Source organism: Microbacterium sp. Soil_N32 (assembly GCF_057655505.1).
This window is the reverse complement of the sequence record NZ_JBDGME010000019.1, coordinates 1,216,398-1,230,467: the sequence shown is the minus strand read 5'-3', so window position 1 is coordinate 1,230,467 and position 14,070 is coordinate 1,216,398. Positions and strand designations below refer to the sequence as shown.

Below are 14,070 nucleotides of genomic sequence, written 5' to 3'. Positions count from 1 at the left end.
TCCCGCGCCACTAGCATGGTGGGGTGACCACCGTCGACCCCACGAAGCCGCTGTCGCCGTATCGGGAGATCGGCCGGTCCGACTGGGCGCGGCTCGCCGCCGACCTCGACCAGCCGCTCAGCGAGACCGAGGTCGTCGAGATCCGCGGCATCGGCGATCGCCTCAGTCTCGATGAGGTGCGCGAGGTCTACCTGCCGCTCAGTCGTCTGCTCAGCCTCTACGCGACGTCGACCAAGCAGCTCGGCGCCGCCACGAGTTCCTTCCTGCAGGAGGACGACAGCACCACCCCGTTCGTGGTGGGTGTCGCCGGCTCGGTCGCGGTCGGCAAGTCGACCATCGCGCGTCTGCTGCGCGAGCTGATGAGCCGCTGGCCGGGCACGCCGCGGGTCGAGCTGGTGACGACCGACGGCTTCCTGTACCCCAATGCCGAACTCGAGCGGCGCGGGCTCATGGACCGCAAGGGCTTCCCCGAGTCGTACGACCGCAGGGCCCTCCTGCAGTTCCTCACCGAGGTGAAGAGCGGCGCCCCCGAGGTGCGTGCGCCGTTCTACTCGCACATGCGATACGACATCGTCCCCGACGCGCACGTCGTGGTGCGGCGGCCCGACGTGGTCATCGTCGAAGGACTCAACGTGCTGCAGCCGCCGCCCGCGCCGAACGACGTGGCGGTGAGCGACCTCTTCGACTTCTCGATCTTCGTCGATGCGGACGCCGAGCACATCGCGAACTGGTACGTCGAGCGCTTCCTCGCCCTGCGGCAGGGGGCGTTCAGCAACCCGTCGTCGTACTTCAACGTCTTCGCGCACCTCACGGACGACGAGGCGGTCGCCACGGCGCTCGGTTACTGGAACGAGATCAACATGCCCAATCTCGTCGAGAACGTCATGCCCACGCGGCACCGCGCGCGGCTGGTGCTGCGCAAGGGGCCGGATCACGCGGTCGAGAGCGTGCTGCTGCGTAAGCTCTGACGGCCGCAGCGGATTGTTCGGACCGCTTGCAAAAATCCGCGCTTACTCTTGATCCCATGTGTGGAATCGTCGGATACGTGGGGCCGCGCCCCAGCCAGGACATCCTTCTCGCCGGCCTCGCCCGTCTCGAGTACCGCGGATACGACTCCGCGGGCATCGCCGTCATCGATGAGGACGGCGCCCTCGGTATGCGCAAGAAGGCCGGCAAGTTGAGCGCCCTGCGCGACTCGCTCGCCGACGCGTCGCTCGCCGACGGCACCACCGGCATCGGGCACACGCGCTGGGCGACGCACGGCGGTCCCACCGACGTCAACGCCCACCCGCACCTCGCCGACGATGACAAGCTCGCCGTGATCCACAACGGCATCATCGAGAACTTCGCGGCCCTGCGGGCCGAACTCGCCGCCGACGGCGTGGCGTTCCGCAGCGAGACCGACACCGAGGTCGCCGCGGCCCTGCTCGGCCGCGAGTACGCCGGCAACGGTGGAGACCTCGAGCTCGCCTTCCGCAGCGTGGTCAACCGCCTCGAGGGCGCGTTCACGCTCCTCGCCGTCCACCAGGACCACCCGGGTCTCGTCGTGGGCGCCCGCCGCAACTCCCCGCTCGTCATCGGGCTCGGCGAGGGCGAGAACTTCCTCGGCTCCGATGTGGCGGCCTTCGTCGAGCACACCCGCAAGGCCCTCGCGATCGGCCAGGATCAGATCGTCTCGATCACCCCGGATGCGGTCACCGTCGTCGACTTCGCCGGCACCACCGTGCAGCCCGAGCCGTTCGAGGTCTCGTGGGATGCCGCCGCCGCCGAGAAGGGCGGATGGCCCAGCTTCATGGCCAAGGAGGTCGCCGAGCAGCCCGAGGCCGTCGCGAACACCATTCGCGGCCGTATCCACGAGGGCAGCGTCGTCATCCCCGAGCTCGACGGTCTCGACGAGCTCTTCCTCGGCATCAACCGCGTCATCATCACCGCCTGCGGCACCGCCTCGTACGCGGCGCTGGTCGGCAAGTATGCGATCGAGCAGTGGGCCCGCGTCGCGGTCGACGTCGAGCTCGCTCACGAGTTCCGCTACCGCGACCCGGTGATCGGCGCCGACACCCTCGTCGTGTCGATCAGCCAGTCGGGCGAGACGATGGACACGCTCATGGCGGTCAAGTACGCGCGCGAGCGCGGAGCGCGCACGCTGTCGATCTGCAACACCCAGGGCGCCACCATCCCGCGCGAGTCGGATGCGGTCGTCTACACGCACGCCGGCCCCGAGGTCGCCGTCGCCTCGACCAAGGCGTTTTCGGCGCAGATCACCGCCCTGCTGCTCCTCGGCCTGCACATGGGTCGCGTCCGCGGCGCGGTCGACGACGCCTCGGTCGACGTGGCCGAGCTGGCCGCCCTGCCCGAGAAGATCGCGCAGGTGCTCGCCGAGGAGAACGACCACGTCAGCCAGCTCGCGAGCTGGATGGCAGACACGCGCTCGGTGCTGTTCCTCGGCCGCCACGTGGGTTACCCGATCGCACTCGAGGGCGCGCTCAAGCTCAAGGAGATCTCGTACATCCACGCCGAGGGCTTCGCCGCGGGCGAGCTCAAGCACGGCCCGATCGCGCTGATCGAGCCGGGCCAGCCCGTCTTCGTGCTGGTGCCGTCGCCGCGTCATTCCGCCCTGGTGCACTCCAAGGTGGTGTCGAACATCCAGGAGATCCGCGCGCGTGGCGCTCGAGTGATCGTGATCGCGGAAGAGGGCGACGCCGCCGTGCTGCCCTTCGCCGACGAGGTCATCCGCATCCCGCTCGCGGGCCCGATGTTCGAGCCGCTGCTGGCCGTCGTGCCGCTGCAGATCTTCGCGATGGCGCTGGCGACCGCGAAGGGTCTCGACGTCGACCAGCCGCGCAACCTGGCCAAGTCGGTCACCGTCGAGTGACCCGGCCGCGGCGCGCTCGGGTGCACGGGCGCGCCGCGACTAGGCTGGAACGGTGATCATCGGGACCGGCATCGACCTCGTGGACATCCCGCGGTTCGAACGGACCCTGGAGCGCACGCCGCGGCTGCTCGAGCGTCTGTTCGCGCCGTCAGAACGATCGCTGAAGCTCGCGTCGCTCGCCGCCCGATACGCCGCGAAAGAAGCGTTGATCAAGGCGCTCGGCGGTTCGGACGGCGTGCACTGGACCGAGATCGAGATCGCGTCAGAGGAGTCGGGGCGGCCGTACTTCGTCCTCGCCGGCTCGACCGCCGATGTGATCGTCGAGCGCGGGATCTCGACTCTTCATCTGACCATGAGTCATGACGCGGGGTTGGCGACGGCCTTCGTCGTGGCGGAGGGGGAGCCGCGGTGACCGCTCCGTTCCGCGAGGCCGCCGTCGAGATCGACGCGATCGCCGACAACGTCCGCCACTTCCGCCGTCTCACCGGCGTCGACGTCATCGCCGTCGTGAAGGCCAACGCCTACGGGCACGGTGCCGACGCCGCCGCGGTCGCGGCACTCGCCGGCGGTGCGACGCGCCTCGGCGTCGCCGAGATCCCCGAGGCGCTCGACCTGCGTCGTCAGGGCGTGCGTGGCCCCATCATGGCGTGGTTGCACGCGCCGGACGAGCGCTTCGAGCAGGCGGCGGCCGAGGGCATCGAGCTCGGGATCTCCTCGTTCGATCAGCTCGCCGCCGCGGCCGCCGCGGCCCGGGCCGACCGCCCGGTGGACGTGCATCTCAAGCTCGAGACCGGTCTGTCGCGCAACGGCATCGCCCCGTCCGACTGGAGCCGTGTGCTCGCCGAGGCCGCTCGGCTCGAGCGCATCGGCCGACTCCGTGTCGTGGGTCTCTTCAGCCACCTGTCGAACACGTCGCCGGACGACGATCGCGAGGCACTGGCCCGGTTCGACGACGGCGTGGCCATCGCGGCCGGGCTGGGCGTCCGGCCGGAGATCCGGCACATCGCCGCCACCGCTGCCGCGATCGACCTGCCGGAGGCGCGTCTCGACGCCGTGCGCATCGGTATCGGCATCTACGGGCTCTCGCCGTTCGACGATCGCACGTCCGCCGAGCTTGGGCTGCGTCCCGCGATGACACTGCGCGGCGCCGTCGCGGCGGTCCGCCGGGTCCCGGCGGGCACGGGCGTCTCGTACGGATACGTCCACCGCACCGAGCGCGACACCACGTTGGCGCTCGTTCCGCTGGGGTACGCCGACGGGGTGCCCCGGCACGCCTCGGGCCGGCTTCCCGTCTCGATCGGGGGACGGCGTTTCACGAACGTGGGGCGCATCGCCATGGATCAGTTCGTGGTCGATGTCGGCGACACCCCCGTGTCGGTCGGCGACGAGGTCGTGCTGTTCGGCGACCCGACACTGGGTGTGCCGTCGGCGCGCGAGTGGGCGGATGCCGCCGGCACGATCGACTACGAGATCGTCACGCGCATCGGTCACCGCGTTCCCCGGAGGACGACATGAGCATCGACCCCGCCTTCCTCGGCCGTCGCGAGGTCGCCACGTCGGAGGAGATGGAGCGTCTCGGCGTCCGCATCGGCGCGCAGCTCGACGCGGGCGATCTGCTGATCCTCACGGGACCCCTCGGGGCGGGCAAGACGACGTTCACGCGCGGCCTCGCCGAAGGGCTGGGTGTTCGGGGTCCGGTGCAGAGTCCGACCTTCGTCATCGCGCGCACGCATCCGTCGCTCGTCGGCCGCGCCCCGCTGGTGCACGTGGATGCGTACCGCCTCGGGTCGAGCGCGGAGCTCGACGATCTCGATCTCGATCTCGCCCGATCGGTGGTCGTGATCGAGTGGGGTCGGGGCATGGCCGAAGACCTCGCGGACGGGTGGTGGGACATCGAGCTGGAGCGCCCGGTGGGCCGCGCCGGCGACGACCTCGACGCGTCGGAACTCGACGCCGACGCTCCGCGGTTCTTCACGATGTCCCGTGTCGAGCGCTGAGCGACAGGACGCTGGTTCCGCCGCGAACGAGGATCACTCGGGCCGAGACAGTCCTATGTCGGCGAGAGCGCCGTCGACGTCGAATCCGAGTTCGTCTGCGCGTTCGAACTCCGCCGCGGCGGCCGCGTCGTCGACGTCGAGTCCCTCGTCGCCGGTGAGCAGCATGACCCCGGCGATGAAGGCCGCGCGCGCGTTGCCGGACGCGCCGGCGCTGCGATACCAGCGCAGCGCGGTGACGGCGTCCTTCTCGACGCCCCGGCCGGTGGCGTACATGCCGCCGAGGTTGGACTGCGCGCGGTCGCTGCCCAGCTCGGCGGCACGGAACGTCCACCGCACCGACGCCTCGGCATCCGCGGGCATTCCGTCGCCGTTGCCGGTGAGGATGCTGAGCTCGAACGCCGCCGCCGCGTCACCGCGTTCCGCCGCCGCCTCGAAGAACCCGACCGCGGCCGCCGGATCGGCGGACCAGCCGTAACCCTGGTGGAGGAAGTAGCCGAGCAGCAGCAGTGGCTGCGTGTCATCGGGATCGGCGGCGTGGAGTTCCGCGAGGCGTGCGGCCGCCGCTGGGGCGTATTCATCGGAGCGCGCGAAGTAGGCGGTGCGGATCCACCCCAGCGCGCCGTCGCGCGACCCGTGCGCGTCGGCGGCGCGGTAGATCGCGATGGCGGTCGCCGCGTCATGCGCGGGGAAGGGGGCCCATGGCGCGATGCCGCCGCGTTCGAAGAGCAGCGCCAGGGCGAGCAGCGCCGGCACGTGTCCGGCAGCCCCCGCCGCCCGGAACGCGCGGACCATGACCTCGGGCGCGTCGCCGGGGAGGAGTCCGATGGAGTGCTCGTTGCGGACGAACGCCTCGCGCAGCTCCACCGCGGCGTCGTACAGTGCGTCGGCATCGTCCGTGGACGACAGCAGCAGGCGGACGGCGTGGTCGTAGGACGGCGACGGCATGCATCCACCCTAGGGGCCGCCGACTACCCTGGAAGGGTGATCCTCGCCGTTGACACCTCTCTGGGTACCGCCGTCGCTCTCGTCGACGCCGACGGCGCAGGACGTTCCGACGCGGCCCGCGCCGACGCGCTCGGGCATGCGGAGGTCATCGGCGATCTCCTCGTCGAGGCGCTGTCGACGGCGGGCCCCGGGGAGGTCACGCACGTCGTCGCCGGCATGGGCCCCGGGCCGTTCACCGGCCTGCGCATCGGCATCGCCGCGGCCTCGGCCTTCGCGCAGGGGCGCGGCCTTCCCGTCATCCCGGTGCCGAGCCACCTGGCGCCCGCGCTCGCGGCGATCGAGACCGAGAGCGTCGAGGGGACCTTCGCCGTCGTCACCGACGCGCGGCGTCGCGAGGTCGCGATCACGGTGTTCGACGGGGTGGATGCCGACGGCATCCCGCAGGTGGTGCAGCAGACGACCCTCGTGTCCGCGGCCGAGGCCGACGCTCATCTCGACGGCATCCGGCGCATCGATGTGTCGGCGCTGTCGGCCGTCGATCTGGCCCGCGTCGGTGCACGCGCCCTCGCTGCCGGACGCACCCTCGCCACCCGCGAGCCCCTGTATCTGCGCAGCCCCGATGTGAAGCTCCCCGGTGCACCCAAGCGGGTCGGGCTGTGACCCTCCGCGACGCGACGCCGGCCGATCTCGACGCGATCATGGCGATCGAGACACGGTCCTTCCCCACCGACGCCTGGAGCCGCGAGGCGATGGCGTCGGAACTCGCCGGACCCTACGGCCGCTACCTCGTCGACGAGGTCGACGGATCGGTGATCGGCTACGGGGGCGTGCGGGCACTGCGCGGCAGTGCCGACGCCGACATCCAGACCATCGCCTTCGACGCGCCGCACCGCGGTGCCGGTCGTGGGCGGGCCCTGCTGCGCGCGCTGCTCGATGCGGCGCGGCAGCGCGGCGCGCGCGAAGTGTTCCTCGAGGTGCGCGCCGACAACCCCTCGGCGGAGGGGCTCTACCTGTCGGAGGGCTTCGTCGAGATCGGGCGACGCCCCCGCTACTATCAGCCAGACGGTGTCGACGCGATCGTGATGCGGCTCGCCCTGCGCGAGGCCTCGCGTGCCGACGCCGGAGCCGCGGAGGAGGCGAGCGCATGACGGAGCCCGTGGTGCTCGGCATCGAGACGAGCTGCGACGAGACCGGCATCGGCATCGTGCGCGGTCGCACCCTGCTGTCGAACACGATCGCGTCGAGCATGGACGAGCACGCCCGTTACGGCGGCGTCGTGCCGGAGGTCGCGGCGCGGGCCCACCTCGAGGCGCTCCAGCCCTCGATCGACGCGGCGTTGCAGGAGGCCGGGGTCGGTCTCGCCGACATCGACGCGGTCGCCGTGACGAGCGGTCCCGGGCTCGCCGGGGCCCTGATGGTGGGCGTCGGAGCCGCGAAGGGCCTCGCCGTCTCGCTCGACAAGCCGCTGTACGCGGTGAACCACCTCGTCGGCCACATCGCCGCCGACATCCTCACCCCCGACTCCGAGCCGCTCGAGTACCCGACGATCGCGCTCTTGGTCTCGGGCGGGCACACCTCGTTGCTGCACGTGCGCGATCTCACCACCGACGTCGAGCTGCTCGGCGAGACTATGGACGACGCGTCGGGCGAGGCCTTCGACAAGGTGGCCCGGCTGCTGTCGCTGCCGTACCCCGGCGGCCCCGAGATCGACCGCGCCGCGGCCGACGGCGACCCGAACGCGATCCGCTTCCCCCGAGGTCTCTCCAAGGCCTCGGATCTCGCGAAGCACCGGTACGACTTCTCGTTCTCGGGGCTCAAGACCGCCGTCGCACGCTGGGTGGAGCGTTGCGAGGCCGAAGGCACCGACGTGCCCGTCGCCGACGTCGCCGCCAGCTTCCGCGAGGCCGTCGTCGATGTGCTGGTGACGAAGGCGCTCGCCGCCTGCGCCGATCTGGGCGTGCCGCGTCTGCTGCTGGGCGGCGGGGTGATCGCCAACCGTCGTCTGCGCGAGGTCGCGCTCGAGCGTGCGGCGGCGGCGGGTGTGACGGTGCGCATCCCTCCGCTTTCGCTCTGCACCGACAACGGTGCGATGATCGCCGCACTCGCCGCCGAGCTCATCTCGTCTGGTCGCCCGCCGTCGACCCTCGCCTTCGGGGCCGATTCCACCCTCCCCGTGACCGAGATCCAGGTTGCGGAGGCGGTGCCGGCATGAGCGATGCGCGCGACGCCGTGCCGTCACTTCCGCCCACCCGCATCGACCGGCCGAGCGGAGAGGTGGAGAACCCGGCGGGAGCGGCTCGTCTGCCCGGCGCACTCCGCGACGGCTACACGCGGATGCCGACGGGGCCTGTCGATGTGGAACCCATGGTGACCAGCGGGCCCGATGCCGATGCACTCGGCGCCCCCGCATCCTGGGCTCCGTCGTCGACCCGGCCCGAGCCGGTCGACGACACCCGTCTCGCCCCGTGGGCGCTCCTCGCGGCCATCGTCGCCCTGGTCGCCTCCTTCTTCGTGGGCTGGGGGCTTCCGGTTGCGGTGGTCGCCGTGATCGCGGCGGTCATGTCGCTGCGTCGTCCGATCGAGAGCCGCGCCATGGCGCGCTGGGCGCTGGCGCTCGGCATCTGCGCCACGGTGTACAGCCTCGGGTGGCTCGCGTGGGCCGGCATGCAGTTCGAGAGATGGGGATAGCGGATGCCCGACGCCGATGACGCCGTCGAACTCCGCGCGCTGCAGGCTCGCGCCTACGGGCGCGGGGGCGCTCTGAGCGCGGCTGAGGCCGAGCGTCTGCAACAGTTGCAGGATGCTGCGCGCTCCGGCGTCGCGCAGGGGCCCGTGTCCGAGGGAACGACACTGTCGTCCGGCCCGGCACTCGCCACCGACGAGTCGCCCTCGAGCGCTGCGTCCACCGTGAAGACGCCGTCCGAGACGGGCACCCGCGGCACGGCATCCGCTTCGTCGACGGTCTCCCCGTCGAAGCCCGTGGGTGCGGAAGCGGATCCCGAGTCGGCCCCCGACCCGATCGCACCCGACGCAGGCGGGAGTCCCGACACCGCACCCGTGCCCACGGATGCCCCAGCGTCGCCCGCTCGACGGGCGCTGTCGACTCTCCGCGACCACGGCCGGGCGGTGGTGATCCTCACCGGTGCCGCGCTCGCCGTGGGCCTCGGGGTGGGGTGGGTCGTTTTCTCCCCGCCCTCCGACGACGTCCCCCTCACCGCGGAGCAGCAGGATCGCCAGCGCGAACTGGTGGACGACGGTGACTACGACCCGGGGAGCGTGCGCGCCGTCGGCAAAGACGGCGATGCGCTCGTCTGGTACGGCACGAAGGACGATGGCGAGCTGCACTGCCTGACGCTCGACGCCGGCGATCTGACCGACACGCAGTGCCAACCGGTCGAGGACGGCGACGCCGTGCGCCTGCAGGCCTTCGTCTGGACGCAGCCCCCGGCCTTCGAGGAGCGCGGACCGACGGAGCAGGAGAATGTGGTCGCCTCGCTGCAGTTCTCGACGAGCGGTGAGCCGATGGTGTCGATCGAACGCTGGTCGTCGAGCAGCGCCTTCCTCGACCAGTTCTCGGGCGATGAGCGGACGCGTGCGCAGGAGCTCTACGACGAGGGGTACAACCTGAATCTCTCGATCGTCGGAACGTTCCGCGACGAACCCGTGTGGATGGCCGACTCGTACACCGACCGCGTCGAGCCGGAGACCTGCCTCGTCGTCGACGGGGCGCAGGCGCAGACCTCTTGCGGCCCCACCGACGCTCTCGGGAGCGACGGCCTCTCGGTCGTGATCGCCGACGAGGGGGCGAGCCGCGCCGACGTCGTGACCCTGGCCCGCACGTCGACGGGGGTGCCGTATCTCACCATCGAGCGCGACGTCGAGGTCACCAGCATCACGGTCGGCGACGGCACTCGGGCCGAGGTCGGGGGCGAGCGCGGAGACCCGATCGAGATCCGGATCTCGTCGGACGATCCCGACTCCTGACCCCGGCCCCTGTCGGCGCCGCGCGGGGCGGCGGGTCAGTCCGCGGCGTGCACGCGGTCGGCCAGGACGGCATGGCGCCGGTCGCCGATGCGCACGAGGAACAGCGTCGCCGTCTGCGATCCGCGCAGCGAGAGCTTCTTGCGGAAGGCGGCGGGGTCGATATCGACGCCGCGCTTCTTGATCTCGAGCGTGCCGATGTCGTTCGCCGCGAGCACCGCGTTGATGGACTTCGGATTCGCCGTCATCGTCTCGCGCACGCGGAAGGACTGCACGAACGGGCTGGTGAGGGCCGCGTCCGACGTCAGGTAGGCGATCTTCGGGTCGAGCATGCCGGCGTCGAGGCTGCGCGCCACGTCGCCGATGAGCCGGGCACGGATCACGGCGCCGTCGGGCTCGTGCAGGAAAGCGCCCAGAGGGCGCACCTCGGCGTCGGCGGCGTCCGCGGCTCCGGTGAGCTCGTGGGAGGCGTCTCCGCGCATGACCAGCGCCGCGCGCCGCACCCCGGGCCGGGCCAGTGCGCCCGACCACACGACGAGCTCCACGACGCTCCCGTCGGCGCTCACCCATTGCGCCTCCGCATCGGCGGGCAGCGCGTCGCGGTCGTGGGCCGGTCCGAGCTTGATGCCGGTGGGGATGCGCGAGGCCACGTCGAACGCCCAGTCGAGCGAGGGGGAGTAGTCGTCGGCCGACACGCGCCGCGTCTCGCTGTGCCCGGCCGTGCGGCGGGCGGGGTCCATCCAGACCGCATCGCACGCGTCCAGCGCCGCGTCCTCCGCGGTGCCGTGCGCGACGGTCGCGGCGTCGCCGAAGGGGGCGAGGTTGTACGCGGCGATCGCGGCGGTCACCTCGTCGGCATCCACGGCGTGCACGTTCAGCCCTGCCCCGGCGAAGGCGAGCGCATCGCCGCCGATGCCGCAGCCCAGGTCGGCCACGCGGGTCAGCCCAGCCTGAAGCATGCGGCCGGCATGGCGTGCGGCCACGCCGAGGCGGGTGGCCTGTTCGAGTCCCGCGCGCGTGAAGAGCATGCGTGCGGCGAACGGTCCGAACTTCGACGTCGCCTTCGCGCGCAGATGCGCCTGGCCCACGACGGCCGAGACGAGATCGGGGGAGTGGCCGGCCGCGCGCAACCGCGACACGGCGCGGGCGACCTCGGCGGTCGTGTCGATCGGGCCGAGACCGTCGAGCAGCTCCAGGCCGGCGGGGGTCAGCAGGGCGCGCAGCTCGGACATCTCCACCCGCTCAGCCTACGCGGGCGTGCGATTGGCACTCGCATTGCATGAGTGCCAGCGGAGCGCCTAGACTGGCGTTAGCACTCTCGGGTTGAGAGTGCGAACAAGTCTTTCGTGTCAGCGTCAAGAAAGAAGAGGTAGACCGTGTCGGTTTCCATCAAGCCGCTCGAGGACCGCATCGTCATCAAGCAGGTCGAGGCCGAGCAGACCACCGCGAGTGGCCTGGTCATCCCCGACACCGCCAAGGAGAAGCCCCAGGAGGGCGAGGTCGTGGCGGTCGGCCCCGGTCGCATCGATGACAACGGCAACCGTGTTCCGCTCGACGTCGCCGTCGGCGACCGCGTGCTCTACAGCAAGTACGGCGGCACCGAGGTGAAGTTCGGCGCAGACGAGTTCCTCGTGCTGTCGGCCCGCGACGTCCTGGCGGTCGTCGTCCGCTGACCCCGCGCCTGTGGACGAAGGGCCCGGATGCTTCGGCATCCGGGCCCTTCTCTGCGTCCGGGGCGTTCGCCGCCCACCCGCGAGTCGCGGACCAGCCGGGGGAGAGTGGCCTGCGGTCACGGGCGTAGTGTGGTGCGGTGAGCTCCGCCCCCGCCCCGTCGTCCGTCTCGACCGCGGGGGTCGCCTATGCGGGCGGGGCGTATTTGCTCTGGGGCGTGCTGCCGCTCTACTTCCTCCTGCTGGTGCCGACCGGGCCGTGGGAGGTCGTCGCCTGGCGGGTGATCCTGTCGTTCGTCTTCTGCCTCGTGCTGCTCACGGCGATGCGCGGGTGGCCCGCATTCGTCGCGATCGTGCGTCAGCCGAAGCTGCTCGCGTGGACGGCGCTCGCCGGCGTGCTCATCTACGTCAACTGGCAGGTGTTCCTCATCGGAACGCTGACCGGTCATGTCGTCGAGACGAGCCTCGGCTACTTCATCAACCCCATCACCACGGTGCTTCTCGGGGTGTTCGTGCTGCGTGAGCGCATCCGCCGACTGCAGTGGGCGGCCATCGGCATCGCGGCGGTGGCCGTGATCGTCATCGTCGCCGTGTACGGCAAGTTCCCCTGGATCGCTCTCTCTCTGACCGCGTCGTTCGGTGTCTACGGCCTCATCAAGAAGCGCATCGGACCGGCGGTCGACGCCGTGAGCGGCCTCACGCTCGAGTCGTTCTGGCTCCTGCCGATCGCGGTCGTCCAGCTGGTTCTCGTCGCCTCGACGCCCGCGGGGCTGACCCTCGGCACCCAGGGCGGGTGGCACGCCGTGCTTCTCGCCTGCGCGGGCATCGTCACCGCCGTGCCGCTGCTGCTGTTCGCCGCCGGCACCCGACGTGTCGACCTCACCATCATCGGCATGATCCAGTTCGTCACGCCCGTGATGCAGTTCCTCATCGGCGTGCTGCTTCTGCACGAGCCCATGCCGGTGGAGCGGTGGGTGGGTTTCGTGCTGGTCTGGATCGCGATCGCGGTCTTCGTCGTCGACCTCGTCCTCGCCGCGCGACGCGGGCGAAGGACCGCTCCCACACCCGCCCTCTGAGACCCGGAATCGACGGCGTGCGGATCGTTAACGCACCGAAACATCCGCGACCCCTGCGGAGACCCTTCTCGCCCTAGTGTTAGAGCACTCGATCGTGGTCACGTCCACTTTCAGTTACGCAAGGGAGCATTATGAAAGCACTGAAGCGTTCGCGCACCGCGAAGGTCTTCGCCGGTATCGCGCTGGTCAGCGCGTCCGCCCTGGTCATCGCCGGTTGCAGCAACACTCCAGCAGAGGATTCCTCCGGCGGAGGAACCTCGTCCGGTGAGGACCTCACCCTGCAGCTCGGCTCGCTGCTTCCCCAGACGGGTTCGCTGGCCTTCCTCGGCCCGCCCATGGAGTCGGGCGTGGGCCTCGCGGTCCAGGAGATCAACGAGGCGGATGCCGGAATCACCATCGATCTCACCGCCGAGGACGAGGGCGACACCGACACCAAGGCCTACGAGACCTCGATCGAGAAGCTGCGCGGTGCCAAGGTCTCCGCCATCATCGGCGCGGCCGCCTCCGGCGTCTCGAAGCTCGTGCTCGACGGCAACGTCAGCGCGGGCATCCTGCAGATCTCGGCGTCGAACACGTCGCCCGACTTCACGAGCTGGGAAGACGACGGACTCTACTTCCGCACGGCCCCCAGCGACCTGCTGCAGGGTGAGGTGCTCGGAAACCTCATCGCCGAGGACGGCGCCAAGACCCTCGGCATCATCTACCAGAACGACGCCTACGGCACGGGTCTGAACGACGCCATCACCGAGACCTTCGAGGGCACCGGCGGCGAGGTCGTCGAGAGCGTCTCGTTCAACGTCGGCGACGCGCAGTTCGACGCGCAGGTCGAGTCGATCAAGGCGCAGAACCCCGACGCGGTCGCGATCGTGTCGTTCGACCAGTTCAAGACCATCGCGCCGCTGCTCGTCAACGCGGGCATCTCGGCCGACAAGTTCTACATGGTCGACGGCAACCTCTCCGACTACGGCGACGAGGTCTCCGTGTCGCTCGAGGGCGCCCAGGGCACCAAGGCCGGTCCGGCGCTGGAAGACGACTTCACCGAGCGTCTGCAGACGTACTGGACCGGTGAGGGCAACACCGAGGTGAAGGACTTCACCTACGCGGCCGAGGCGTACGACGCCGTCGTGCTCGTGGCTCTCGCCTCGCTGGCCGCCGGCTCGACCGACGGCGCCGACATCGCGGCGAAGATGCAGGAGATCTCGGGCGGCTCGGGCGACGGTGAGAAGTGCACCAGCTTCGCCGACTGCGCCAAGATCATCAACGACGGAGGCACCGCCGACTACGACGGCTACTCCGGCGAGGTCACGTTCGACGAGGCCGGCGACCCGCAGGGCGCCACGATCGGCATCTACAAGTACAACGCCGAGAACACCATCGAGCGCACCAACTGATCGACATGGTCGGCTGATCACTCGATCGCACACGAAGGCCCCGGATGCTCGCATCCGGGGCCTTCGTCGTCATCGAGCGCAGCACCGTGGGGGGCAGGAAGAAGGGGTGGGATGCGCGTGCATCCCACCCCTTCTCGA

General features: G+C 70.7%; 15 protein-coding genes. 13 read left to right on the top strand and 2 right to left on the bottom strand.

Features of this window, described 5'->3' with window-relative positions; genetic code table 11:
- The first annotated feature begins 23 nt into the window (after positions 1-23).
- Genes coaA through tsaE form a run of 5 tightly spaced genes read left to right on the top strand, consistent with a single transcriptional unit; the run spans position 24 to position 4,869 of the window.
- Entirely contained in the window at positions 24-968 is a 945-nt protein-coding gene (coaA, locus tag AC3A3J_RS14040; protein ID WP_487672855.1) for a type I pantothenate kinase, read from the top strand.
- A 56-nt stretch (positions 969-1,024) separates the two neighbouring features.
- Positions 1,025-2,872 carry a glutamine--fructose-6-phosphate transaminase (isomerizing) gene (glmS, locus tag AC3A3J_RS14035; protein ID WP_487672854.1) on the top strand — a complete coding sequence of 616 codons (1,848 nt, stop codon included), beginning with the start codon at positions 1,025-1,027 and terminating at the stop codon, positions 2,870-2,872.
- Between the two features lie 52 nt (positions 2,873-2,924).
- Positions 2,925-3,284, top strand: a complete 360-nt coding sequence (locus tag AC3A3J_RS14030) for a holo-ACP synthase (RefSeq protein WP_487672853.1) — start codon at positions 2,925-2,927, stop codon at positions 3,282-3,284.
- The gene (alr, locus tag AC3A3J_RS14025; protein WP_487672852.1) at positions 3,281-4,387 is read left to right on the top strand and encodes an alanine racemase; all 1,107 of its coding nucleotides are present in this window, start codon (positions 3,281-3,283) and stop codon (positions 4,385-4,387) included. The genes AC3A3J_RS14030 and alr overlap by 4 nt, the downstream gene beginning before the upstream one ends.
- Positions 4,384-4,869, top strand: a complete 486-nt coding sequence (tsaE, locus tag AC3A3J_RS14020) for a tRNA (adenosine(37)-N6)-threonylcarbamoyltransferase complex ATPase subunit type 1 TsaE (RefSeq protein WP_487672851.1) — start codon at positions 4,384-4,386, stop codon at positions 4,867-4,869. Before alr ends, tsaE begins: the two co-directional genes overlap by 4 nt.
- A 33-nt stretch (positions 4,870-4,902) precedes the next feature.
- Here tsaE and AC3A3J_RS14015 read toward each other — a convergent pair whose 3' ends face one another.
- On the bottom strand, positions 4,903-5,814 hold the full coding sequence (locus AC3A3J_RS14015) for a tetratricopeptide repeat protein (RefSeq protein ID WP_487672850.1): 912 nt from the start codon (positions 5,812-5,814) through the stop codon (positions 4,903-4,905).
- A 36-nt stretch (positions 5,815-5,850) separates the two neighbouring features.
- On the opposite strand from AC3A3J_RS14015, the gene tsaB reads away from it, so the two are divergent.
- From tsaB to AC3A3J_RS13990, 5 genes are read left to right on the top strand one after another with little or no spacing between them, the layout of a single operon-like run.
- On the top strand, positions 5,851-6,474 hold the full coding sequence (gene tsaB, locus AC3A3J_RS14010; protein WP_487672849.1) for a tRNA (adenosine(37)-N6)-threonylcarbamoyltransferase complex dimerization subunit type 1 TsaB: 624 nt from the start codon (positions 5,851-5,853) through the stop codon (positions 6,472-6,474).
- Positions 6,471-6,962, top strand: coding sequence for a ribosomal protein S18-alanine N-acetyltransferase (gene rimI, locus AC3A3J_RS14005; protein WP_487672848.1), 492 nt, complete (start codon positions 6,471-6,473; stop codon positions 6,960-6,962). The genes tsaB and rimI overlap by 4 nt, the downstream gene beginning before the upstream one ends.
- Positions 6,959-8,026, top strand: coding sequence for a tRNA (adenosine(37)-N6)-threonylcarbamoyltransferase complex transferase subunit TsaD (gene tsaD, locus AC3A3J_RS14000; protein ID WP_487672847.1), 1,068 nt, complete (start codon positions 6,959-6,961; stop codon positions 8,024-8,026). Before rimI ends, tsaD begins: the two co-directional genes overlap by 4 nt.
- Positions 8,023-8,502, top strand: coding sequence for a hypothetical protein (locus AC3A3J_RS13995; RefSeq protein ID WP_487672846.1), 480 nt, complete (start codon positions 8,023-8,025; stop codon positions 8,500-8,502). Before tsaD ends, AC3A3J_RS13995 begins: the two co-directional genes overlap by 4 nt.
- Positions 8,503-8,505: 3 nt before the next feature.
- Entirely contained in the window at positions 8,506-9,798 is a 1,293-nt protein-coding gene (locus AC3A3J_RS13990; protein WP_487672845.1) for a hypothetical protein, read from the top strand.
- 35 nt (positions 9,799-9,833) lie between these two features.
- Here the strand turns inward: AC3A3J_RS13990 and AC3A3J_RS13985 are convergent, their stop codons facing one another.
- Positions 9,834-11,033, bottom strand: coding sequence for a class I SAM-dependent methyltransferase (locus AC3A3J_RS13985; RefSeq protein WP_487672844.1), 1,200 nt, complete (start codon positions 11,031-11,033; stop codon positions 9,834-9,836).
- 138 nt (positions 11,034-11,171) lie between these two features.
- Here AC3A3J_RS13985 and groES point away from each other — a divergent pair, with 138 nt between their 5' ends.
- The 3 genes from groES (at position 11,172) to AC3A3J_RS13970 (ending at position 13,932) form a co-directional block, all read left to right on the top strand.
- A complete protein-coding gene (gene groES, locus AC3A3J_RS13980) occupies positions 11,172-11,468 on the top strand; it encodes a co-chaperone GroES (protein WP_017203655.1) in 297 nt (98 codons plus the stop codon).
- Positions 11,469-11,605: 137 nt separating this feature from the next.
- Positions 11,606-12,541 (top strand): EamA family transporter RarD, encoded by a 936-nt coding sequence (rarD, locus tag AC3A3J_RS13975; RefSeq protein WP_487672843.1) that lies wholly within the window; start codon positions 11,606-11,608, stop codon positions 12,539-12,541.
- A 131-nt stretch (positions 12,542-12,672) separates the two neighbouring features.
- A complete protein-coding gene (locus AC3A3J_RS13970; RefSeq protein ID WP_487672842.1) occupies positions 12,673-13,932 on the top strand; it encodes an ABC transporter substrate-binding protein in 1,260 nt (419 codons plus the stop codon).
- Positions 13,933-14,070: the final 138 nt, after the last annotated feature.

Coding starts and splice junctions, on each gene's coding strand:
- glmS (WP_487672854.1), top strand. CDS start 1,025: ATGTGTGGAATCGTCGGATACGTGGGGCCGCGCCCCAGCCAGGACATC.
- tsaE (WP_487672851.1), top strand. CDS start 4,384: ATGAGCATCGACCCCGCCTTCCTCGGCCGTCGCGAGGTCGCCACGTCG.
- AC3A3J_RS14015 (WP_487672850.1), bottom strand. CDS start 5,814: ATGCCGTCGCCGTCCTACGACCACGCCGTCCGCCTGCTGCTGTCGTCC.
- tsaD (WP_487672847.1), top strand. CDS start 6,959: ATGACGGAGCCCGTGGTGCTCGGCATCGAGACGAGCTGCGACGAGACC.
- AC3A3J_RS13995 (WP_487672846.1), top strand. CDS start 8,023: ATGAGCGATGCGCGCGACGCCGTGCCGTCACTTCCGCCCACCCGCATC.
- AC3A3J_RS13990 (WP_487672845.1), top strand. CDS start 8,506: ATGCCCGACGCCGATGACGCCGTCGAACTCCGCGCGCTGCAGGCTCGC.
- AC3A3J_RS13970 (WP_487672842.1), top strand. CDS start 12,673: ATGAAAGCACTGAAGCGTTCGCGCACCGCGAAGGTCTTCGCCGGTATC.